Here is a 20,048-nt window from a genome sequence, read left to right as displayed (position 1 = left end):
GCGCGTTCAGCGTGCCGGGGCCGGGACCGGGCGAAGGGAGCAGTCGGCCGGAGCGAGGCGACCGTCCCGTCCGACCAGGGTGACGGGCAGGGCCCCCTGCGTCTGGGCGGCGAAGGCGGCCGTGCAGACGAGTTGGTCGCGGGCGGGGGCGGACAGCCGCCTCACCCGCAGGTCCAGCCCGACCTCGACGGTGGAAGCACCCGTCACGACCCGGTCCACGGCGGACGCCTCTTGGGGCAGTGTGGGGGCGTTGCGGAGCCCGGCCCGCCGTTCGGCCTTGTTGGGTCCGTCCAGCAGGGCGGTGACGGCCGTCAGGGGTGACAGGGCGTCGCTCGCCTCCTCCCTCTCCGAGGCCGAGATCTCCGGGTCGCCCTGCCAGGGGACGTCGACGATCCGCGGCACGGGGAGCAGTGCGTCGTCGGAAGAGAAGAAGAACAACAGCACCCGTGAGTCACGCGGGGGCAACAGGTCGCCGACCGGCGGTCTCCCGGCCTCGACCGCGCCCGTCTCCTGGATACCGCAGCCGGAGAGCGGCGCCACCGCGAGCAGCAGCAGCGTGGTCAGCCCGACCGCGCGGAACGTCCGCTGCCTCATGTGTGGGCCTCCATGGCGCTGTCAGGGCCGGACCCCGGGCCTTCGCCGGGTCTGGCAGCCTGGCCGTCCGGCGTGCCGTGGCCCGAGGCGGCGGGCCCGTCGAAGGGCAGTTCCACCGTGAACAGCGCGCCGCCGCCGGGCGGGTTCTCCGCACGGATCGTGCCGCCGTGGAGGCGCACGTTCTCCTGGGTGATCGCGAGTCCGAGGCCGCTGCCCGACGAGCGGGAACGTGCGGCGTCCGCCTTGTAGAAGCGGTCGAAGACGTTCGGCAGCGCTTCGGGGGCGATCCCGGGGCCGCTGTCGCGCACCTCGGTGATCAGCGCACCCGCGCGGGCCGACAGCCGGACGGTGACGGGTTCGGCCCCGTGGTGCAGGGCGTTGCCGACGAGGTTGGCCACAATGACGTCGAAGCGTCGCGGGTCGAGGCGGATGCGGACGCCCTCGGGCAGCTCCGCACGGACCCGGTCCTGCCACTGCCTGCCGGACAGGGTTCTTCGTACGGCCTCCGCCGCGTCCACCTCGTCGGCGTTGAGTCCGGCCGCGCGGGCGTCGAAGCGGGACATCTCCATCAGGTCCTCCACCAGCACGGCCAGTTTGCCGGTTTCGGCGCTGATCAGGCGCACCGCCCGGGCGGTGTCCGGGTCGAGCGTCCCGGCCTCCTCGTCCAGCACGTCCGTGACGGCGAGCATCCCCGCGAGGGGGGTGCGCAGTTCGTGCGAGACGTCCGAGGCGAAACGCCGGGCCCGCGCCCCGGCATCCCGGAGTTCCTGTACGGAGTGTTCGAGGCGGGCCGCCGAGCTGTTGAACGTCCGGGCTAGGTCGGCCATTTCGTCCCTGCCGCGCACGGTGATCCGCGCGTCGAGCTGCCCGCCGCCCATGGAGTCCGCGGCACGTCGCAGTTCACGGACGGGGCGAAGCACGCTGCGCGCCGCGAACAGGGCGGGCACCAGGGCCACGACCAGCCCCGGCAGCGCACCGTCGCGGGCGGCGGTCACCAGTGCGTCGATGTCCGTCTCCTCGTTCACCATGGGCATCACGGCGAAGAGGACCAGACCGCTGGGCACCGCGCCGCCGCCCGCGACGACCCGTGTCATCACCGGCATCCCGATCGTCAGATACGCGTTTCCGTCCTTGACGACCCGCTGGAAGCTGCCGTGCGGCGCGGTCCGCGCGGCACGGCGCAGCTCCCCGGTCAGCACGCCGGAGACGGGACGGTCTCCCGAGGAGACGCGCACCGAGCCGTACTCGGCGAACACGATCCACGGATGGGGCTTGGAGCGCGCCGCGATCTCGTACAGGTCCCACCGGACCGCTTCCGGGTCCAGGGGCAGGCCGGGGACGAACCGCTCGACCTCCTCGCGGAAGGAGGCGACGGCCGTGTCCTGTGCGCGTTCGAGGACCGCGCTGCGCGCCTCCCGGTAGGTCAACGCGGCCGTCGTGGCCGCGCTGACCGCGGCCACCAGAAGGAACGCGAGCACCAGCCGGGTGCGTACCCCGAACGCGGCGGCCGCTCCGGGCATCTTCACAGCGGGCCGAAGCGGTAGCCGAATCCCCGCACGGTCTGTATGTACCGAGGGCTGTCGGAGAGGTCTTCGATCTTGATGCGGAGCCGGCGCACACAGGCGTCCACCAGGCGCACATCGCTGTGGTAGCTGTGGTCCCAGACCTCTTCCAGGAGCCGCTGCCGGCTGAAGGCCCTTCCCGAAGCAGCGGACAGGAACAGCAACAGCTTCAGCTCGGAAGGTGCGAGCGGGACCGGTCGGCCCGACTTCAGGACGGTGTGACCGGCACGGTCGACGTCCAGGTCGCCGTGGTGTTCGACGGCGGGCCGGGTACCGGCCGGGGCTTCGATACGGCGCAGCACGGCTCGGATCCGGGCCTCGATCACCTCGGTACGGGCGGGCTTGACGACGTAGTCGTCCGCACCGGCCTCCAGACCGACGATGATGTCCATGTCATCGCCGCGCGCGGTGAGCATGATGATCGGCAGCTGGCTGTTCGCGCGAACGCGGCGGCACACCTCGACACCGTCCATCAGGGGCAGCATCAGATCGAGCAGCAGGAGGTCGGGGAGGAAAACGTCCAGCGCCTTCAGGCCGGCCTCGCCGGTCGCGGTGGCGAGGACCTCGTGCCCGCGGCGGCGCAGCCCCATCTCGACGCCGTCGCGTACGGACGGGTCATCTTCGACCAGGACGACGCGTGGCATGCAGGTATCTCCAGGTCCTGGGACAGGAAGGGTCGCGGAAGAGGGCTCTCGGTGAGCGAGCGGCGGGGAGCGGACTCCCGGAGAGGCCGCGGGTTCACGTGGCCGGTCGGGTGTGCACACTGACCGCGTAGCCGCCGCCGTCCTCGTACGGGTCGCCGTTCCAGGTCGCGTAGCGCTGCCGCAGGGTCAGTCCGGCCCCGGCGCACCACTGGTCGAACTCGGCGATGGTCACCGGAGCTTCGTCGAGCGGCAGGTGCGCCGCGTCCAGTCCCATTCCGGTGACCAGCAGACCGCCGGGTCGCAGGGCGGCGGCCATATGCCCGACGACGGTCGCTCCGGTGCCGGGGGCCAGGAGCGGGATGACGTTTCCGGCGGCGAGCACCAGGTCGAAGTCGGGATCCAGTCCGAGGGCGTCCAGCCGGGTCAGATCGCCGAGGAGCCAGTCCTGCGCGGGTGCTTCGCGGCGCGCGACGGCGAGCATCGAGGAGTCGACGTCCACGCCGGTGCAGTGGTGGCCCAGTTGGGCGAGGCGGATCGCGATCCGGCCGGTGCCGCAGCCCGCGTCGAGCACTCGGGCGGCCGGTTCCAGCAACGCGGCGCAGAAGGAGGCCTCGCCGTGGATGTCGTGGCCCGAGTCGGCGAGCCGGGCGAACCGCCGGGCGTATTCCTCCCCAGCCTGCCCACCGGTCAGTTCCGCCCAACGGTCGCGTTGCCCAGTCATGTTCAGCTTGCCTTCCGGTTCAGCCCCCAGCGGGAGCATAAACGAGCCTGTCGCACGGAGTCCGGTTCGGGTGGCTTCTGGCCGGCCCCATACGCCGGGCTGGCTAGAGTCTCCGCCATGAATGATCACTGCGAACACGGGGCCGTCTCGCCGGTGCTGTTCGGCGTGGGGGGCGACTGGCTGCCTGTCGCCGCGGGCGAATCGGGTGCCTCCGTCTTCCGCTCCGTGGACGCCACCCGGTACGCCAAGTGCGTGCCCGCCACGGACGCGGCCGGGCTCGAGGCGGAACGCGACCGGATCGCCTGGCTGAGCGGTCGGGGCGTACCGGGTCCCCGGGTGCTCGACTGGTACGCCGGCGATGCGGGCGCCTGCCTGGTCACCCGAGCCGTCTCCGGCGTACCCGCTGATCAGGTGCGCGCCGACGATCTTCGCGCTTCCTGGGGGCACATCGCGGACGCGGTCCGTCGGCTCCACGAGGTGCCCGTGTCCTCGTGTCCGTTCCGCCGGGGGCTGGACTCCGTGGTCGAGGTCGCGCGTGACGTCGTGGCCCGGGGCGCGGTACATCCGGAGTTCCTCCCGGTGGAGCAGCGAATCGTGCCCCCCGCGGAGTTGCTGGCACGCCTCACCGGGGAGATCCCTCGGCGACGGGATCAGGAGGCCGCCGACACCGTCGTCTGCCACGGCGATCTGTGTCTGCCCAACATCGTCCTGGATCCGGAGACCCTGGAGGTGTCGGGCTTCATCGACCTGGGCCGCCTCGGCGCGGCCGACCGTCACGCCGACCTGGCGCTGCTGCTCGCCAACGCGCGCGAGACATGGGTGGACGAGGAGCGGGCACAGGTCGCGGACGCGGCATTCGCCGAGCGGTACGGTATCGCCCCGGATCAGGAGCGCCTGCGCTTCTACCTCCATCTCGACCCGCTCACCTGGGGCTGAGCGCTGTCGGCCTCCGCTCGCTCCGGGCTCCCCGCCTAGCTCCGGGGACGCCCTCCGTAGAATTGGCGGCCACGGACGACGACGCACGGAGGACACGATGGGCGGCCAGGTCACCGCGGTGAGCCGCAACGAGCGGTACGCGTTCAGCAAACCCACCCGCCCGTTCATCACTTTGCTCGCCGGGCTCGGAGTGGAGGGGGACGTGCATGCGGGAAAGACGATTCGCCACCAGTTCCGTATGACGTACGAACCGGACCTGCCCAACCTGCGCCAGGTCCATCTGATGCACGAGGAACTCTTCGAGGAACTCGGGCTCAAGGGCTTCGACGTGTCGGCGGGCCAGCTCGGCGAGAACATCACGACCGCGGGGGTGGATCTACTCGGCCTTCCCACCGGAACCCTGCTGCGCCTCGGTGAGGCAGCGGTGCTGGAGGTGACCGGCCTGCGCAATCCGTGCGCGAAGATCAACGACTTCCGTCAGGGGCTGCTGGGCGAGGTCTTCGTTCTGGACCCCGTGTCGGGCGAGTTCGCCTTCAAGTCGGGCGTCATGGCCGTGGTCCGTGCGGGTGGGACGGTCGGTGCCGGCGACACCGTCGAGATCGAGCTGCCGCCTCTCCCTCACCAGGCCCTGGAGCGCGTCTAGACGACCCCGTCCCGAGAAGGCCGGCCGCTGCACGGTCCCCGCCCGGTCGGCAGTCGGCACCGTTCCGCGGCGGGCGCTGCCCCGTCGCGGCCGGGGGACGGCCTGCGCCGCACGACGCTGCCCCGCCCCCGGCCTGTGCCCGGCGGACGCAACAGCTGCCGCGGCACGTGAGCCGTACGGCGAAATGCGCTTCGGGTTCGCTTCGGTTCGGGCTGTTAGAGTGCAGTCCTGCGGCGGCAATTCGCCGAGCGGCTTTGGGACTTCACCCTACGAGCCGAATCGACCGGGACAGGGAGCGTAGGAATGCGCTGCAGGAAGATGCTGGCCTTCTACGCCGGTATCGCCGTGCTCCTGATGATTTCCGCGTTCGCTCTCGGCGCCTCCGCCCAGAACCTGCAGACCGTCGACACGGCAGCTCATTCGCACTCCGTGTCCGTATTCGACGGGTCGGGGCCGAGCTCTCCGCTGGAGGGCGTCGACGGTGACGTCACGCTCCAGCACCGCCACAAGGCGGGAAGCACGACGGCCTCACCCCCCGTACAGGCAGGCATTCCCTCCTCATCACCGGATCTCCACGACTGCGCGACGGATGTCGCCCGGCAGCATTCTTCGCACTCAGGATCGCGAAGCCCTGTCCGTGTCCAGATCCTTCTCTGCTGAGCGGAACTTCCGATCATCGTGCGGCGGCCCCCGGATCCCGCACAGCCCGAGGCCCTTGCGGCGGCTCGCCGTTCGCCCGGTGAACTGTGCCGTGCTCGACCTCTTCCCTGAGCAGGCCCCGGTGGTCCAGGCCTTGATCTCCCGATCGCGGATACGTGCCCTCACGTCCCGCGTCATACGGAATTCCGCCGCGAGTCACTCGTGATGGGCCTCGGATTCCTCTCTCGGCATCCGAACGGCCCCTGCGGGATTTCCGACCCCGAAAAGATGTGACGCCGAGTTGGCCGGTACTCCGGCCTCGGCCCCCTACTCAGTCCTGGAGCAGACGCACATGCAGCATTTCCCCCTCGCCTCGGAGCCGGCGAGCGGCATCGCAGGGTGGGCGACCAGCCTGGTCGAAACCATGGGCGGCCCCGGGGCCGGGCTGGCGATCGCCTTGGAGAATCTCTTTCCGCCGTTGCCGAGCGAAATCATTCTGCCGCTGACGGGTTTCGCCGCGGGGCAGGGAGTGATCAGCCTGTTCTCCGCACTCTTCTGGACGACGCTGGGGTCGGTGGTGGGGGCTGTCGCCCTCTATCAGATAGGTGCTCTCTTCGGCCGGGACCGCATGTACGCCCTGTGGGAGCGGCTTCCCCTGGTGAAGGTCTCCGATCTCAAGAAGACCGAGGAATGGTTCGTCAAGCACGGCATGAAGGCCATCTTCTTCGGTCGGATGATTCCCATCTTCCGCAGCCTGATCAGCGTCCCGGCCGGCCTTGAGCGGATGCCTCTGCCGATCTTCGTCCTCCTCACCGCTCTGGGCAGCTTCATATGGAACTTCATCCTCGTCATGGCCGGATATCTGCTGGGTGATCAGTGGGAGCTCGTGGAGAGTTACGTCGGGGTGCTCTCGAAGGTCGTGCTGGTACTGGTGGTCGTGGCGCTGGCCGTGGCGGTCGGTCGCCGGTTGCGTTCCCGTCGAGGTGATCGACAGAAGACACACGCGTGACCGGTTCGCCGAGCCTCCCGGAGCCGCCTGCTCCGGGAGGCTCACCGGTCACCGGGCGAGGGCCGCCGACGAGCGGACCACGAAGAATGGTTGCAAGCGGCCGCGCACAGTGCGCGGACCATCGATCCGATCGACAAGGTGGCACGCATGGCTATGTGGGACCGCATCAAGGACCAGGCCAAGGGGCTCCAGCAGCAGTCGCAGGGCACGAGGGGCCCCGTCGGCCAGCGGCAGGCGGGTACGGGAGCCGCGGGCGGCTCGAAGGAGAAGTTGGTGGGGCTGCTCAAGTCGCAGCTCGGCTCGCTCAAGACGGAGCTCAAGAGCGGGGCCTACCGGGACGCCAGTATGGCGATGTGCGCTCTGGTCGCGGCCGCCGACGGGTCTGTCGATCCCGCCGAGCGGCACCACGTGGAGACGCTGATCCTCCAGAACGACGTCCTGCAGAACTTCCCTCCGGAGCAGTTGCGGCAGAGGTTCAACAAGCATGTCGATCAGATGACGTTCAACTTCCAGCAGGGCAAGACCGAGGCCATGCAGGAGATCGCCAAGGCCGCGAAAAAGCCTGTGGAGGCCAAGGCGGTCGTCCAGACCGGTTTCGTGATCGCCGGAGCGGACGGGTACATCGCCCCGGCGGAGGCGCAGGTTCTGCGGGAAGCGTGCATGGCGCTCGGGGTGTCCCCGCAGGAGTTCGGCCTCTGACCTGGCCGGTGCCTCTGATCCGGCCGGTGCGTCTGACCCGGCCGGTGCGTTTTCCGTAGCGGCGGGGCCCGGCGGGCGCGACCGTGTCGCGTCCCGCCGGGCCCGGCCCGTCAGTCCAGGATCACCGCGAACGAGTCGCGGTCGACGGGCCCGCCGGGACGGTTCCGGTGGATCCGCGGCACGTCCGGCCGAGGTGTCGCCGTGCGGCACGCAGAGCACGCGCCCGCGTCTCCGCCGATCGCGGACAGCATGGCCGACGGCAAGGCTCGGTCGCCGCGGTGAACGGTTCCGGCCGCGGAAGGGGCGGTGCCCGCTCCGATGCCGCTCCGCAGCACGGTCGTCACGCCCTCACTCTGGCGATGAACGCCTCGACGTTCACCACGGTTCGCTCGATCTGCTGCTCCAGGGTGAGGGACTCGCGGAGCCGCGACCCGACGCCCGCGTCCTTCTTCCCGCGCACGTAGAGCGAGCAGGCGAGATCGCTGCACATGTAGGCGCCGACCGAGTTGCCCTGCTGGCCGGCCTTTCCGGCCCTGGGGGCCACCAGCAGGGAGACACCTCCGGTATGGACGGTCACGCACAGCGAACACATGCTGCGGCGGGTCTGCCAGGACGCGGCGTCGGAGGAGCGCAGTTGGATGCCCACGGGGCCCTCGTCCGAGACGAGCACCAGGTAGGCCCGGTCGGGGGCCTGTGGGTCGCGCCAGCCCAGGAAGTCCAGGTCGCCCCAGGGCCGGTCGGCGAGGTCGCGGGGAACGGACAGGCGCTTGGCCTCACCCTTGGTGCAGTTCACGAAGGCGGTACGGATCTCTTGCTCGGTCAGGGGCTTCATGGAACTCACGCTAATTTGCCTAATCCCATTAGGCAAACATATATTTTCTTAGGCAATCACAGATGGGCGTTCGGAGGGTCGTATGGCACGAGCAGGACTGGCCGCGGAGCGCGTCGTACGGGCGGGGGCCGAGCTGGCGGACGAGATCGGCTTCGAGGAGGTGACCCCGTCGGAGCTCGCCCGGAAGCTGGGCATCAGGACCGCGAGCCTCTACTCGCATGTCAAGAACGCCCATGACCTCAAGACGAAGATCGCCCTGCTGGCCTTGGAGGAACTCGCCGACCAGGCGTCGGCGGCACTCGCGGGGCGGGCGGGCCGGGACGCGCTCGGCGCCTTCGCCAACGCCTACCGCGACTACGCCCTCCAGCACCCGGGGCGCTTCGCCGCGGCCGGGTTCCGGCTCGACGCGGACGCGGCGGCCGCGAGCGCCGGCGTCCGGCACTCCCGGATGATGCGGGCGATCCTGCGCGGCTACGAACTGACCGAGCTCCAGCGGACCCACGCGGTGCGCCTCCTGGGCAGCGTCTTCAGCGGCTACGTGGGACTGGAGACGGCCGGCGGATTCCGTCACAGCTCCCCCGACTCCCAGGAGAGCTGGACGGAGATTCTCGACGCGCTCGACTCCCTGCTGCGCAGTTGGCCCGCTCCCTCCTGACCTCGCCCCCTCGTGACCCCGTTTCCCGCCCCCTCGACGAACGAGAAGACCGAGAACATGACCTCCCGGCACGACTGGACGACTACCCCCATCAGCACCGACATCCTGCGGGGCGCGCTCGACCTGGAGCGGACCGGGCGCGGCATGCTGCCGCACCGGCTGCCCGCGCGGGCACGGCGGCAGATTCCCGACGGCCAGCTGGCCATGGCCGAATCACAGCCCTCCGGGGTCCGGCTGGCGTTCCGCACCCGGGCCACCGCGGTCGAGCTGGACGTGGTGGCGACCAAGCGCGTCTATCCCGGAGCGCCGCCGCGTCCCGACGGCGTGTACGAGCTCCTCGTGGACGGCCGCCCCGCGGCACGGGCCAGTGCCCCCGACGGCGACACGCTCACCATCGATCTGGCCTCGATGACCTCGCGGACCCGGCCCGGCCCCGTGGAAACACTCCGGTTCACCGGCCTGCCGGACAACGAGAAGGACGTCGAGATCTGGCTGCCCCACGACGAGACCACACACCTGGTCGCCCTGCGCACCGACGCGCCGCTCCGGAGCCCCCGGCCGAGCGGCCGGCCGGTCTGGCTGCACCACGGCAGTTCCATCAGCCAGGGGTCCAACGCCACCGCGCCGACCGGCACCTGGCCCGTCCTGGCCGCGAGCCTCGGCGGAGCCGAACTGATCAATCTGGGGTTCAGCGGCAGCGCCCTGCTGGACCCGTTCACCGCCCGCGCCATGCGCGACACCCCCGCCGACCTGATCAGCGTCAAGATCGGCATCAACCTCGTCAACGCCGACCTGATGCGGTTGCGCGCGTTCGGCCCGGCGGTCCACGGCTTCCTCGACACCATCCGTGAAGGCCACCCCACCGCACCGCTGCTGGTGGTCTCGCCGGTCTGCTGCCCCATACACGAGACCACTCCGGGCCCCTGCGCCCCGGACTACAGTGCCACGGGCGAGGGGCGGCTCCGGTTCGTGGCCATGGGCGACCCCGCGGAGAGCGCCGCCGGGAAGCTGACCCTCACGGTCATCCGCGACGAGCTCGCCCGGATCGTCGCGGACCGCGCCGCCACCGACCCCCACCTGCACTACCTCGACGGCCTCGACCTCTACGGTGAGAGCGACCACGCCGAACTTCCGCTCCCCGACGACCTGCACCCTGGCCCCGCCGCGCATCGGCGCATCGCCGACCGTTTCGCCCACCGCGCCTTCGGCCACGACGGACCGTTCAGGCCGAAGAACCGCTGACGCCGGAGCGGATCCGGCGTGTCACCCCGTTCCCGGGTCCCGACGGTGGGCCGCGGCCGGAAACGGGGTGCCCGGACACCGGCTCAGGACGAGGCCGGCGCCTCGTGGGTCCTCGTGCGACCGGCTACGAGGCGTCCACCAGGACGCGTCCGTCAGTCGGCACGCGCGGGGCGAGGCCGCCCGCGTAGGCGGACTCGACGCGGAACTGCTCGGCCGCGTTCGGTACCGCGTTCCTGCAGCTGATGCCGGCGCTGGATCCCGACATCAGCTGGGAGCAGGGGCCGGGCTTGGTGTCCGGCAGCCCCAAGCTGTGGCCGAGTTCATGAGCGGCGATACGGGTCTTGTCGTGGCCCTGGGCGACTGCCTGGCTGCCCAGCTCCACCCTGACCTGGCCGCCGGGCCGGACCGGACCGAGCGTGGCCTGCGGCCAGCCGCTGGTGGCGACGATCTGTATCTCGGCGCGCGTGCCGGGTGCGGCCTCCACCAGCTTGACGTTGTCGACGTTGGAGTTCCACGACGCGACCCCTGCCGCGATCGCCGCCTCCCAGCCGCCTGCCCGGCTGTCGTCGTACCGGAGCGTTACCACCGCCGCCGTGCCCTCCGCCGCCGGGTCCGGCGCGGGAGCGGCCTGCGCCGCCGTAGCCGTGGCCAGGGTGATCGCCGCGGCGACACCGACTGCCTTGAGCCATCTGGATTCCACCATTGCTGTCCCTTCACTCTCATGGGGGGCTCGGCTCCACGCGGAGCCGAGGGAGTGGGAGGACGGTCACCGCGAACCGTAGGAGCGCGAGGGCCGTTGCCGATCCTCCCGGGGCCGCAGAACCTATGCCGCGATCGCGGCTTGATCATGCACCTGTCATTGAATGAGGCCGGAAACGTACCCTGCCGGGATCTTCGGCCCGGCTCTTCGTCCCATCGGGGCGCCCCCGCGGCCCTGTCGCCCGGCGTCGTCACCACCGGGGCATGTTCCGTACCCTGAGGACATGCGCATGCGACCCACCCTGAGCTGGACTTCCACCGAGGAGCCGCTGCCGGGCACCACGGACCTGGAGCCGGTCGTCGAGGCGTTGGGCGGTGGCGGTGTGCTGATCCTGAGCGGTGCGGGCATGTCCACGGAGTCGGGCATCCCCGACTACCGGGGCGAGGGCGGGAGCCTGAGCCGCCACACCCCGATGACCTACCAGGACTTCACCGCCGACGCCGGGGCCCGTCGCCGGTACTGGGCGCGCAGCCATCTCGGCTGGCGGACGTTCGGCCGTGCCCGGCCCAACGCCGGGCACCGGGCCGTGGCCGCGTTCGGGCGGCAGGGGCTGCTGTCGGGTGTCATCACCCAGAACGTCGACGGCCTGCACCAGGCCGCCGGAAGCGCGGACGTCGTGGACCTCCACGGCCGCCTGGACCGGGTCGTCTGTCTGTCCTGCGGCGCCTTCAGCCCCCGCCCCGAGCTGGCGCGCCGGCTGGAGGAGGCCAACGAGGGCTTCGCGCCGGTGGCCGCCTCGATGAACCCGGACGGGGACGCGGATCTCACGGACGAGCAGGTCGGGGACTTCCGCGTGGTGCCCTGTTCGGTCTGCGGCGGCGTGCTCAAACCGGACGTGGTGTTCTTCGGCGAGTCCGTGCCCCCGCAGCGGGTCGAGCACTGCCGCGCGCTGGTCCGCGGGGCGAGCGCCCTGCTGGTCCTGGGCTCCTCGCTGACGGTGATGTCCGGGCTCCGGTTCGTCCGCCAGGCCGACCGGGCCGGGGTTCCGGTACTGATCGTCAACAGGGACCCGACCCGGGGCGACCGGCACGCCCTGACCCGTATCACGCTCCCGCTGGGCGACGCCCTCACCACCGCGGCCGGCCTGCTGGGCGTTCCCGTGGACGACGACGGGACGGCAGGGACCGGGTGAGGGGGCGGGGCGGCACCGGGCGCTACCGGGCGAACTTCCTCAGGTCCTCCGCCAGGGAGCTGATGGCCGCGGGATTGCGCGGGCTCTCGACCAGGTCCACGTAGTCGAGCACGACGATCCGGTCGTGCACAATCGCGGACACGCCGGCGAGCGGCTTGTAGGACTTCAGGAACCTCCGCTTCTCGTCGGCTCCGGTGTCCCCGTAGTTGTTGATGACGATGACCTCGGGGTCGCGGTCGACGACGGTCTCCCACCCCACCGTCGTCCAGCTGTCCTTGAGGTCCTTCATGATGTGGTCGCCGCCGGCCTTGGTGATGATGTCGTGCGGTCCGGCGTACGCGCCCGAGGTCAGCGGCTTGTCCTTCCCGTCGTCGTAAAGGAAGACGCGGAGGCGGTCGCCTCCCTCGGCCGCCTTCGCCCGCGCGTCGGCGACCTCCTCGCGGAACGACGTGATGAGGGTGTCCGCCCGGTCCTCGACGTCGAAGATCTTTCCGAGGTTCCGCAGGTCGGTGTAGAGCGCTTCGAGCGGGGGCATGACTCCGCGGGCCTTGCCCTGCCCGTTGCGGCACGACTCGCTGAGCAGATACGAGTCGATGCCCACACGCTCCAGGTCGGCGGGGGTGAAACCCTCACCCTCGTTGAACCCGTAGTTCCAGCCGGCGAAGACCAGGTCGGCGCGGGCGTCGAGGACCAGTTCCTTGTTGATCCGCTCCTTGGAGAGCCACTTGGTCTTCTTGTAGCCGTCCTTCCAGGGGACGGACGTCATGTCGCCCTTGTCGTCGGGCATCACGTACCCGGCCATATGGTCCTCAAGCCCGAGGGCGAACATGATCTCGGTGATGCCGGTGTCGTTGGTGACGACGCGCTGCGGGGCCCTGTCGTACGTCTTCTTCTCCCCGCAGTTCTCGACGGTCACCGGGTAGTGGCGACCGGCTCCGGACGCCGCGCCGGTCCTCCCGTCGGCCTCTGAGGTGATGTCCGCTCCGCAGCCGGTGAGGGCCAGGGCGGCCGCGAGCACGAGGGCCGCGGGACGCAGGGAATGGGGCATGGTGTCCAGGCTCCTTCAGGAGGTGGGTCGGGCAGGGGGAAGGTCGAAGAGCAGTTGGAGCGCGCCGGTCTCCGGATGTGCGACGCGGTGCGCCCGTACGCCGAAGACGTCGGCCAGCAGTTCGGTGGTCAGGACCTCGTGCGGGGCCCCGGAGGCGACGATCCGGCCGCTGTCGATGACGTGGACCAGGTCGCAGTGCAGGGCCGCCAGGTTCAGGTCGTGCAGGGCGGTGAGCACGGTCAGGCCGCTGCCGCGGACCAGGGCGAGGACTTCCAACTGGTGGGCGATGTCCAGGTGGTTGGTGGGTTCGTCGAGCACCAGGACCCGGGGCCGCTGGGCGAGGGCGCGGGCGATCAGGACACGCTGCCGCTCACCGCCGGAGAGGGTGAGGAAGCCGCGTTCGGCCAGGTGTCCCGCGCCGACCCCGGCCAGCGCCTCGTCGCACAGGCGGCGGTCCTCGTCGGATGCCCGCGCCACCGGCCCCTGGTGCGGCAGCCGCCCCATGGCGACGATCTCGGTGACGGTGAAGTCGAATTCCGCGACCGCGTCCTGCGGAAGAGCGGCCAGCCGCCGGGCGCCTTCCCGGGCACTCAGGGCGTGCAGGTCCTCACCGCCGATCCACACAGCGCCGGCCGAGGGGCGCAGGGCCCGGTAGGCGCAGCGCAACAGGGTCGACTTCCCGCTGCCGTTGGGGCCGACCAGGCCGACGAGCTGCCCGTCGGCCGCGCCGAGGGTGGCCTGGTCCACCAGCCGTGCACCGGCGATCTCGACGGTGAGCGCGTCGATGTCGATCCGCATCAGATGCCTCCGAAGGAGTAGGCGCGCCGGCGCATGAGGAGGAGGAAGCAGGGAACGCCGATGACCGCCGTGAGGACGCCCACCGGCAGCTCGGCCGGCGCCAGCACCACGCGCGAGAGGATGTCCACCCAGATCAGCAGGACGGCCCCCGCCAGGGGGGTGACGGCCAGGAGCCGGCGGTGGTCCGCGCCGACCAGCATTCGTGCGGCGTGCGGGACCATCAGGCCGACGAAGCCGATCGCTCCGCTCACCGCGACGACCGCCCCGGTGACGGCCGCGGAGACGAGGAAGAGCTCCTTGCGCAGTCTCCCGGGATCGACCCCGAGTGCGGCGGCGGTCTCGTCCCCCATGGCGAGGGCGTTCAGGCGCCGTGCCGACCAGCCGAGGTGCGCGAGGCCGGCGAGCACCGCTCCGGCGGCGATCGGCACGGCGGCCCAGTTGGCCCCGCTCAGGCTGCCGAGCAGCCACATCATCGCGGAGCGGGCCGCTTCCCCACGCTCGGCCGCGAACACCATGAACGTGGTGACGGCCGAGAAGCCGTAGTACATAGCGGTCCCCGTCAGGACGAGCCGGAGCGGGGTCAGTCCACGTTCGGTACGGGCGACCGCGTACACGAGCAGCATGGCGAGGAGTGCGGAGAGGAACGCCGCCGTGGACAGCGCCCAGATGCCCAGGGCTCCCAGGGCCCCGAAGATGAGTACGGCGTTGGCGCCGACCGCCGCGCCCGAGGAGATGCCGAGGACGAACGGGTCGGCCAGCGCGTTGCGCACCATGGCCTGGACGGCGACGCCGATGGCGGACAGACCGGCCCCGACGACGGCCGCCAGCACGGCTCTTGGCAGGCGCAGTTCCCAGACGATGGTGTAGGCCGGGACCTCGTCGGGGTCGATGGCCCCGCCGGTCAGCCCTGCCCACAGGTAGCGCGTCACCTCCGCCCAGGAGAGCCCCGACGCCCCGAGTGCCGCCCCGCAGAAGAGGGAGAGGGGCAGGGCCGCGCACAGGGCGGCCAGGAGGAACGGCAGGGGTACGCGCCGGGGTGGCGCCGGTCCGGTGCCGACGTGCGCGGGGCGCGTCGGCGTGGAGGGTGTGCGGTCGACAGACGTGGCCACAGGCCGGTCGCTTTCGCCTCGGGCCGTGCGTCGCGCGATGAGGAGCGGCCCCGGACGGCGGCCGCCCCGCGCAGCGCCCGTTCGCAGTCCACGGCGAATCGTCAGGAGCCTTCTTGGCCACGGGTGATCGGGCTCACGGAACCCGGGGGCTCCGTCTACCGTTGCGGGTCAGCGCCGGATTTCGACCGGACTTCCCCCGTGGCGGAACGCAGCCTAGCGCGTGCGGTCCCCCTCCCCCGGCGGAGGGGGACCGGCAACGGCACGCGGAGGGTTCTGTCGCCCGCCCCGAGGCGGGAGGCAGGCCCGGACGCGTACGGATGCCTCCACGCTGTTCACCAGCTGATACGGGCCGCCACCGGGAGGTGGTCGCTGCCGGTCGCGGGCAGCAGCCACGCGCTCTCCGGCTCCACGCCCCGGACCATGATCTGGTCGATCCGCACCACCGGGAAGGCGGCGGGCCAGCTGAAGCCGAACCCGGCGCCCGCCGCCTCCTGCGCCGATCGCATCCGCGAGGTGATGCCCGCGTACGCGCGGTCGTCCAGGGTGCCGTTCAGATCGCCGAGCAGCACCACCCGATCGTTCCGCTCGGCGGCGACGGCCCGGCCGAGCGACTGAGCGCCGGCGTCCCGTTGGCCCGACGAGAGGCCGGCCCGCGGATTCAGCCGTACGGATCCGAGGTGCGCCACGTACACCGCCAGGGACCCGCGGTCCGTGGCCACCGTGGTGCGCAGCCCCCGGTTGTACTCCAGCTTGACGTCGGCGGGCTTCGCGTCCCCCAACGGCCCCGCGTCCATCCCGACGTCGACCGGGCGGGTGTCCGACAGCGGCAGCCTGCTCCACACGCCGACCGTGCCCAGCACCGTGTGGTGCGGGTACGTCGTCGCCAGCTCCTTCTCGTACGTCCTCCGGGCCGCCGGGTCCAGCTCCTCCAGTGCCAGCACGTCCGCGCCGGAGGCGGCCAGGGCGCGTGCGGTGCCCGCCGCGTCGGGGTTGTCGGCGCCGACGTTGTGGCTGACCACGGTGAGGTCGCCGCCCGGGTGGGACTTGTCGGTGAGCAGCCCGCCGAAGAGGTTGAGCCACACGACGGCCGGCAGCAGCAGCGCGACGAGTGCGGGGACGGAGCGGCGCAGCAGCGCCCCGGCCAGCAGCACCGGGATGAAGAGGCCGAACCACGGGAGGAAGGTCTCCACCAGGCTGCCGAGGTTCCCGATCCGGTTCGGGATGCTCGCGTGCAGCAGCAGGAACAGGCCCAGCAGCAGTGCCGCCGCCGCGAGCACCGGGCCGCGCTTCCAGGGGCCGGTCCTCGCGCCGGTGTGCCGGGGGCGGGGGCCCGCGTCCCCGGGATCGGCCTCGCCCCGCCCGGAACCGGAGATGTCCACGTCGCTCTGCGCCGTCCCGGCCGTGTCCACGTCGCCCTGAGCGGTGCCGGCCGTGTCCACCCGCGTCATCGTCTGTCCTCGCTCGGCGTCGGTCACTGTCGCATCCTGGGGTCCCGGGTGGGGTCGGCGTACATGCGCGGGCAGCCCCGGTCGGTCGCTTCCGTGCGCAGCTCGTAGTGCCAGGGTTCGTTCCGGTAGGTCTGGCACAGTCCGTACGCGGCGCCGTGCTCGGTCAGCCACTCCGTCGCGTCGGCCGGCCCGATGTCGACCGCGTCCCCCGACACGTGCGGTGACGTCGTCGCGGTGGCCACCCATGGGGCGGCCTCGGCCTCGGACCCGTACCGCGCGATCGCCTCGCGGAGCAGCTGATTCTGATACTCCGGTGATCGCCAGCCGCTGTTGACGGCGAACTCGACGCCGTCCCGCGCCGCCTCCCGTGCCGCCCGGCGGAGGGCCGCGAGCAGATCCGCGTCGAGGTGGGCGACGGCCGGGATCCCGTCGTCGAGCACCGTCACGCCGTCGGGGACGACTCCGTCGGCCTCTCCCGGCGCTTCACGGAGTTCACGGTGAAGCGGAGGAGGCAGGGATGTCGGCGCCGAGGAGGGGGCGGCGGACGGGGAGCGCGGTGAGGCCGAGATCGACGGGGCGTGCGTCGGGTTCAGCAGGAAGTGGCCGAGGACTGCCGCGATCGCTGCCACGACGGCTACCGCGCCGACGACAAGGGGCCCGCGTGTCCGGTGGGGTGTTGTTCGCCCTGACGGCGGTGGTCGAGTCATACCGCGATTCAAGGCAGCGAGGTGTTGCCGACACGTATGCGGTTTTCGATACGCCGACGATAAGTGGCGGCTCGTAGCATCGGCCCATGCGCGTGCTGATCGTCGAGGACGAACCCTATCTGGCGGAGGCCGTCCGCGACGGCCTGCGTCTCGAAGCGATCGCGGCGGACATCGCGGGGGACGGGGACACCGCTCTGGAGCTGCTGAGCGTCAACACCTACGACATCGCCGTCCTGGACCGCGACGTCCCCGGGCCGTCCGGAGACGAGATCGCCGAACACATCGTCGCCTCCGGCAGTGGCATGCCGATCCTCATGCTCACGGCGGCCGACCGCCTCGACGACAAGGCTTCCGGGTTCGGGCTCGGCGCCGACGACTACCTCACGAAACCCTTCGATCTCCGGGAGCTCGTGCTCAGGCTCAGAGCGCTCGACCGCCGACGCGCCCACAGCAGACCGCCCGTGCGGGAGGTCGCGGGTCTGCGGCTGGACACGTTCCGCAGAGAGGTCTACCGGGACGGCCGTTACGTCGCGCTGACCAGGAAGCAGTTCGCGGTGCTCGACGTCCTCGTCGCCGCCGACGGCGGTGTCGTCAGCGCCGAAGAACTGCTGGAACGGGCGTGGGACGAGAACGCCGACCCGTTCACCAACGCCGTACGCATCACCGTCTCGGCCCTGCGCAAACGCCTCGGCGAACCGTGGATCATCGCGACCGTGCCGGGCGTCGGCTACCGCATCGGCACGGCGTCCGGCACCGGTCGCGGCGACGGACGGGACCGTGGCTAGGCGGCCCGGGTTGAGCGTTCGCCTCAAGCTCGCCCTCAGCTACGCCGGATTCCTCATGGTCGCCGGCGTCCTGCTGCTCACGGCGGTGTGGGTGTTCCTCCTGGAGTACGTTCCCGACGACTGGGACAAGCGGATGCTCCACGAGAATCCCAACCGTCAGCTCCTCGCGTACACCTTCGCCCCGGCGGCGGCCACCGTGCTGGCGGTCCTCCTCGTCTTCGGCCTCCTGGGAGGGTGGGTCCTCGCCGGCCGTATGCTCGCCCCACTGACCCGGATCACCGAAGCCACCCGCGCGGCCACGCACGGGTCGCTCTCCCACCGGATCCGGCTGCCGGGCCGCCGGGACGAGTTCCGGGAACTCGCCGACGCCTTCGACACGATGCTCGCCCGGCTCGAGGCACACGTCGCGGAGCAGGAGAGGTTCGCGGCCAACGCCTCCCATGAGCTGCGCACCCCGCTGGCGGTCTCGAAGACCCTTCTCGAGGTGGCCCGCACCGATCCGAACCGCGACACCGACGAGATCATCGACCGCCTGTACGCCGTCAACGGCAGGGCGATCGACCTCACCGAGGCGCTGCTCGTGCTCAGCCGCGCCGACCGGCGTTCCTTCACCCGGGAGCCCGTCGACCTGTCGCTGCTGGCGGAGGAGGCCACCGAGACCCTCCTTCCCCTCGCGGAGGAGCATGGCGTCACCGTCGAGACACGCGGCGAGATCGCCCCCGCGATCGGATCGCCGGCGCTCCTGCTGCAGCTGACCACGAACCTCGTGCACAACGCGATCGTCCACAATCTGCCCGATCGGGGCACCGTCCGGGTCACTACCGGCGTCCGCCGCGAGACCGTGGTGCTCACGGTCGAGAACACCGGTGCCAAGGTCACCCCGCAGCTGGCCGCGACGCTCACCGAACCGTTCCGGCGCGGCGCCGAACGGTTGCGCACCCACCACGCGGGCATCGGCCTCGGCCTGGCCATCGTCAGGACCATCACCCGCGCGCACGACGGAACGCTCACCCTCACCCCGCGCCCGGACGGCGGGCTGCGCATCACGGTGGAACTCCCCGCGACAGCCCCGCCCGCCGACGGAGTCCGGACGGCGTACGGCAGGATGGAGCCATGAGCGTAGTCAAGATCAATGTGCTGACCGTCCCCCGGGAACAACGCGAGACGCTGGAGAAGCGCTTCGCTTCCCGGGCCCATGCCGTGGAGGGCTCCGACGGATTCGAGTGGTTCGAGCTGCTCCGGCCCGTCGAGGGCACGGACGACTACCTCGTCTACACGCGCTGGCGTGACGAGGCCTCCTTCCAGGCATGGATGGAGGGGCCGATGAAGGCAGCCCATCAGGGCGGCGGTGCCGAGAGCGGTGAGCGCCCCAGGCCGGCGGCCAGCGGGTCCACGGTGTGGTCCTTCGAGGTCGTCCAGCAGGCCGCCCCGACCGGCGCGTAGCCGAGCGGGCGCAGCTGTACGCCCTGTCCGGTCCGGCACGCGTGGCCGGCCGGGCAGGTCTCTGCCGTCCGCCGGAGGGCCGGCCGGGTCAGCGGTCGACCGCCGGCAGCCGGGCCGGGCCGGTGTCACGCATGATGCGGTCGACGGTCCCGGCCAGATGGCTGTCGGGACCGATCACGGTCTTCTCGACACGGTCGGGCAGCACGTCGTGGGGGCGGTACCGCTCCCGCAGTCGGTTCTCGTCGACGTCGTCGGCGATCGGCTTGGTGGCGTTGCCGGGCCGCGGTCTCGGCGAAGGGGACGTCCCGCTCGTACTCGTGGGCGTGGGCCGGACCCCGGTGGTCGGCGCGCAGCCGGGCGAGCATGTCGCCGTAGTGGTCGACGTAGAGGATGCCCTCGACCACGGGGTAGCCGGCGTCCAGGGCGTAGCGGGCGGGCAGGTCGATCAGACCGATGTTCGCCGCCCCGGGCCGGTCGCGTTCGCGCGGCACGGTGCGGCGGGGGTTTCCTGGCCGACCACGGCCGGTCCGCGGCCGCAGCTGTCGCGGAGACCGGCCGCCACGCTCGACTTCCCCGACGCGCTGTCGCCGCGCAGGGCGATCAGCCGGGTCTCCTCGGTCCGCACGTTCACGGTGAACAGGC

At 71.4% G+C, this 20,048-nt stretch carries 21 protein-coding genes, 1 pseudogene and 1 riboswitch; of the genes and pseudogenes, 10 read left to right on the top strand and 12 right to left on the bottom strand.

Annotated elements, in window-relative coordinates; all coding sequences use genetic code 11:
• Positions 1 to 6: 6 nt before the first annotated feature.
• The 4 genes from ACH4RG_RS22035 to ACH4RG_RS22020 all read right to left on the bottom strand — a co-directional run bounded on the left by ACH4RG_RS22035 (position 7) and on the right by ACH4RG_RS22020 (position 3,521).
• On the bottom strand, positions 7 to 594 hold the full coding sequence (locus tag ACH4RG_RS22035; RefSeq protein ID WP_397918054.1) for a hypothetical protein: 588 nt from the start codon (positions 592 to 594) through the stop codon (positions 7 to 9).
• Positions 591 to 2,114: an ATP-binding protein gene (locus tag ACH4RG_RS22030; RefSeq protein ID WP_398540008.1), complete on the bottom strand. Its 1,524-nt coding sequence runs from the start codon at positions 2,112 to 2,114 to the stop codon at positions 591 to 593. The genes ACH4RG_RS22035 and ACH4RG_RS22030 overlap by 4 nt, the downstream gene beginning before the upstream one ends.
• Before the next feature lie 2 nt (positions 2,115 to 2,116).
• Entirely contained in the window at positions 2,117 to 2,800 is a 684-nt protein-coding gene (locus ACH4RG_RS22025) for a response regulator (protein ID WP_397918052.1), read from the bottom strand.
• 94 nt (positions 2,801 to 2,894) lie between these two features.
• Positions 2,895 to 3,521: a class I SAM-dependent methyltransferase gene (locus tag ACH4RG_RS22020; protein WP_397918051.1), complete on the bottom strand. Its 627-nt coding sequence runs from the start codon at positions 3,519 to 3,521 to the stop codon at positions 2,895 to 2,897.
• Between the two features lie 117 nt (positions 3,522 to 3,638).
• Between ACH4RG_RS22020 and ACH4RG_RS22015 the strand changes: the two genes are divergently transcribed.
• The 4 genes from ACH4RG_RS22015 (at position 3,639) to ACH4RG_RS22000 (ending at position 7,447) form a co-directional block, all read left to right on the top strand.
• Positions 3,639 to 4,457 (top strand): APH(3'') family aminoglycoside O-phosphotransferase, encoded by an 819-nt coding sequence (locus ACH4RG_RS22015; RefSeq protein ID WP_398540007.1) that lies wholly within the window; start codon positions 3,639 to 3,641, stop codon positions 4,455 to 4,457.
• Between the two features lie 97 nt (positions 4,458 to 4,554).
• On the top strand, positions 4,555 to 5,100 hold the full coding sequence (locus ACH4RG_RS22010) for an MOSC domain-containing protein (protein ID WP_398540006.1): 546 nt from the start codon (positions 4,555 to 4,557) through the stop codon (positions 5,098 to 5,100).
• A 991-nt stretch (positions 5,101 to 6,091) separates the two neighbouring features.
• Positions 6,092 to 6,748, top strand: coding sequence for a DedA family protein (locus tag ACH4RG_RS22005; protein ID WP_397918049.1), 657 nt, complete (start codon positions 6,092 to 6,094; stop codon positions 6,746 to 6,748).
• A 147-nt stretch (positions 6,749 to 6,895) separates the two neighbouring features.
• Positions 6,896 to 7,447 (top strand): tellurite resistance TerB family protein, encoded by a 552-nt coding sequence (locus tag ACH4RG_RS22000; RefSeq protein WP_398163648.1) that lies wholly within the window; start codon positions 6,896 to 6,898, stop codon positions 7,445 to 7,447.
• 340 nt (positions 7,448 to 7,787) lie between these two features.
• On the opposite strand, the gene ACH4RG_RS21995 is transcribed toward ACH4RG_RS22000, so the two are convergent.
• Positions 7,788 to 8,279, bottom strand: a complete 492-nt coding sequence (locus tag ACH4RG_RS21995; RefSeq protein WP_398163524.1) for an FBP domain-containing protein — start codon at positions 8,277 to 8,279, stop codon at positions 7,788 to 7,790.
• Positions 8,280 to 8,361: 82 nt separating this feature from the next.
• Between ACH4RG_RS21995 and ACH4RG_RS21990 the strand changes: the two genes are divergently transcribed.
• Together ACH4RG_RS21990 and ACH4RG_RS21985 are read left to right on the top strand one after the other, a co-directional pair.
• Entirely contained in the window at positions 8,362 to 8,934 is a 573-nt protein-coding gene (locus ACH4RG_RS21990; protein ID WP_397918046.1) for a TetR/AcrR family transcriptional regulator, read from the top strand.
• Positions 8,935 to 8,991: 57 nt separating this feature from the next.
• Positions 8,992 to 10,176 (top strand): GDSL-type esterase/lipase family protein, encoded by a 1,185-nt coding sequence (locus ACH4RG_RS21985; protein ID WP_398540005.1) that lies wholly within the window; start codon positions 8,992 to 8,994, stop codon positions 10,174 to 10,176.
• A gap of 124 nt (positions 10,177 to 10,300) precedes the next feature.
• Here the strand turns inward: ACH4RG_RS21985 and ACH4RG_RS21980 are convergent, their stop codons facing one another.
• Positions 10,301 to 10,879 carry a snapalysin family zinc-dependent metalloprotease gene (locus ACH4RG_RS21980; RefSeq protein WP_397918044.1) on the bottom strand — a complete coding sequence of 193 codons (579 nt, stop codon included), beginning with the start codon at positions 10,877 to 10,879 and terminating at the stop codon, positions 10,301 to 10,303.
• Positions 10,880 to 11,159: 280 nt separating this feature from the next.
• Between ACH4RG_RS21980 and ACH4RG_RS21975 the strand changes: the two genes are divergently transcribed.
• The gene (locus ACH4RG_RS21975; RefSeq protein ID WP_397918043.1) at positions 11,160 to 12,068 is read left to right on the top strand and encodes an NAD-dependent protein deacetylase; all 909 of its coding nucleotides are present in this window, start codon (positions 11,160 to 11,162) and stop codon (positions 12,066 to 12,068) included.
• A gap of 22 nt (positions 12,069 to 12,090) precedes the next feature.
• Here ACH4RG_RS21975 and ACH4RG_RS21970 read toward each other — a convergent pair whose 3' ends face one another.
• The 5 genes from ACH4RG_RS21970 to ACH4RG_RS21950 form a co-directional block, all read right to left on the bottom strand.
• Positions 12,091 to 13,116: an ABC transporter substrate-binding protein gene (locus ACH4RG_RS21970; protein WP_397918042.1), complete on the bottom strand. Its 1,026-nt coding sequence runs from the start codon at positions 13,114 to 13,116 to the stop codon at positions 12,091 to 12,093.
• A 15-nt stretch (positions 13,117 to 13,131) separates the two neighbouring features.
• Positions 13,132 to 13,914 (bottom strand): ABC transporter ATP-binding protein, encoded by a 783-nt coding sequence (locus ACH4RG_RS21965; RefSeq protein ID WP_397918041.1) that lies wholly within the window; start codon positions 13,912 to 13,914, stop codon positions 13,132 to 13,134.
• Positions 13,914 to 15,023 (bottom strand): FecCD family ABC transporter permease, encoded by a 1,110-nt coding sequence (locus tag ACH4RG_RS21960; RefSeq protein WP_397918040.1) that lies wholly within the window; start codon positions 15,021 to 15,023, stop codon positions 13,914 to 13,916. The genes ACH4RG_RS21965 and ACH4RG_RS21960 overlap by 1 nt, the downstream gene beginning before the upstream one ends.
• Before the next feature lie 121 nt (positions 15,024 to 15,144).
• Positions 15,145 to 15,220, bottom strand: a riboswitch (cobalamin riboswitch).
• A 135-nt stretch (positions 15,221 to 15,355) separates the two neighbouring features.
• A complete protein-coding gene (locus ACH4RG_RS21955) occupies positions 15,356 to 16,471 on the bottom strand; it encodes an endonuclease/exonuclease/phosphatase family protein (protein WP_398540037.1) in 1,116 nt (371 codons plus the stop codon).
• A 23-nt stretch (positions 16,472 to 16,494) separates the two neighbouring features.
• The gene (locus tag ACH4RG_RS21950) at positions 16,495 to 17,100 is read right to left on the bottom strand and encodes a M15 family metallopeptidase (RefSeq protein ID WP_398540004.1); all 606 of its coding nucleotides are present in this window, start codon (positions 17,098 to 17,100) and stop codon (positions 16,495 to 16,497) included.
• Positions 17,101 to 17,264: 164 nt separating this feature from the next.
• Between ACH4RG_RS21950 and ACH4RG_RS21945 the strand changes: the two genes are divergently transcribed.
• Genes ACH4RG_RS21945 through ACH4RG_RS21935 form a run of 3 tightly spaced genes read left to right on the top strand, consistent with a single transcriptional unit; the run spans position 17,265 to position 19,406 of the window.
• Positions 17,265 to 17,963 (top strand): response regulator transcription factor, encoded by a 699-nt coding sequence (locus tag ACH4RG_RS21945; protein WP_397927399.1) that lies wholly within the window; start codon positions 17,265 to 17,267, stop codon positions 17,961 to 17,963.
• Positions 17,964 to 17,973: 10 nt separating this feature from the next.
• Positions 17,974 to 19,080: a sensor histidine kinase gene (locus tag ACH4RG_RS21940; protein WP_397918036.1), complete on the top strand. Its 1,107-nt coding sequence runs from the start codon at positions 17,974 to 17,976 to the stop codon at positions 19,078 to 19,080.
• Positions 19,077 to 19,406 carry an antibiotic biosynthesis monooxygenase family protein gene (locus ACH4RG_RS21935; RefSeq protein ID WP_397918035.1) on the top strand — a complete coding sequence of 110 codons (330 nt, stop codon included), beginning with the start codon at positions 19,077 to 19,079 and terminating at the stop codon, positions 19,404 to 19,406. The genes ACH4RG_RS21940 and ACH4RG_RS21935 overlap by 4 nt, the downstream gene beginning before the upstream one ends.
• Before the next feature lie 88 nt (positions 19,407 to 19,494).
• Here the strand turns inward: ACH4RG_RS21935 and ACH4RG_RS21930 are convergent.
• Positions 19,495 to 20,046, bottom strand: a pseudogene (locus ACH4RG_RS21930) (kinase).
• Positions 20,047 to 20,048: the final 2 nt, after the last annotated feature.

The sequence above is a fragment of the Streptomyces sp. NPDC021019 genome, from assembly GCF_044333295.1.
Lineage (GTDB): Bacteria > Actinomycetota > Actinomycetes > Streptomycetales > Streptomycetaceae > Streptomyces.
The sequence above is the reverse complement of the archived record's forward strand: the minus strand, read 5'-3'. Positions and strand labels throughout refer to the sequence as shown.

Bases quoted from the DNA above. Each gene is read 5' to 3' on its own strand.
- ACH4RG_RS21935 (WP_397918035.1), top strand. From the start codon at position 19,077: ATGAGCGTAGTCAAGATCAATGTGCTGACCGTCCCCCGGGAACAACGC.
- ACH4RG_RS21970 (WP_397918042.1), bottom strand. From the start codon at position 13,116: ATGCCCCATTCCCTGCGTCCCGCGGCCCTCGTGCTCGCGGCCGCCCTG.
- ACH4RG_RS22015 (WP_398540007.1), top strand. From the start codon at position 3,639: ATGAATGATCACTGCGAACACGGGGCCGTCTCGCCGGTGCTGTTCGGC.
- ACH4RG_RS21975 (WP_397918043.1), top strand. From the start codon at position 11,160: ATGCGCATGCGACCCACCCTGAGCTGGACTTCCACCGAGGAGCCGCTG.
- ACH4RG_RS21985 (WP_398540005.1), top strand. From the start codon at position 8,992: ATGACCTCCCGGCACGACTGGACGACTACCCCCATCAGCACCGACATC.
- ACH4RG_RS22010 (WP_398540006.1), top strand. From the start codon at position 4,555: ATGGGCGGCCAGGTCACCGCGGTGAGCCGCAACGAGCGGTACGCGTTC.
- ACH4RG_RS21980 (WP_397918044.1), bottom strand. From the start codon at position 10,879: ATGGTGGAATCCAGATGGCTCAAGGCAGTCGGTGTCGCCGCGGCGATC.
- ACH4RG_RS21965 (WP_397918041.1), bottom strand. From the start codon at position 13,914: ATGCGGATCGACATCGACGCGCTCACCGTCGAGATCGCCGGTGCACGG.
- ACH4RG_RS22035 (WP_397918054.1), bottom strand. From the start codon at position 594: ATGAGGCAGCGGACGTTCCGCGCGGTCGGGCTGACCACGCTGCTGCTG.
- ACH4RG_RS22020 (WP_397918051.1), bottom strand. From the start codon at position 3,521: ATGACTGGGCAACGCGACCGTTGGGCGGAACTGACCGGTGGGCAGGCT.
- ACH4RG_RS22000 (WP_398163648.1), top strand. From the start codon at position 6,896: ATGGCTATGTGGGACCGCATCAAGGACCAGGCCAAGGGGCTCCAGCAG.
- ACH4RG_RS21955 (WP_398540037.1), bottom strand. From the start codon at position 16,471: ATGACGCGGGTGGACACGGCCGGCACCGCTCAGGGCGACGTGGACACG.
- ACH4RG_RS22025 (WP_397918052.1), bottom strand. From the start codon at position 2,800: ATGCCACGCGTCGTCCTGGTCGAAGATGACCCGTCCGTACGCGACGGC.
- ACH4RG_RS21945 (WP_397927399.1), top strand. From the start codon at position 17,265: ATGCGCGTGCTGATCGTCGAGGACGAACCCTATCTGGCGGAGGCCGTC.
- ACH4RG_RS21990 (WP_397918046.1), top strand. From the start codon at position 8,362: ATGGCACGAGCAGGACTGGCCGCGGAGCGCGTCGTACGGGCGGGGGCC.
- ACH4RG_RS22030 (WP_398540008.1), bottom strand. From the start codon at position 2,114: ATGCCCGGAGCGGCCGCCGCGTTCGGGGTACGCACCCGGCTGGTGCTC.
- ACH4RG_RS21995 (WP_398163524.1), bottom strand. From the start codon at position 8,279: ATGAAGCCCCTGACCGAGCAAGAGATCCGTACCGCCTTCGTGAACTGC.
- ACH4RG_RS22005 (WP_397918049.1), top strand. From the start codon at position 6,092: ATGCAGCATTTCCCCCTCGCCTCGGAGCCGGCGAGCGGCATCGCAGGG.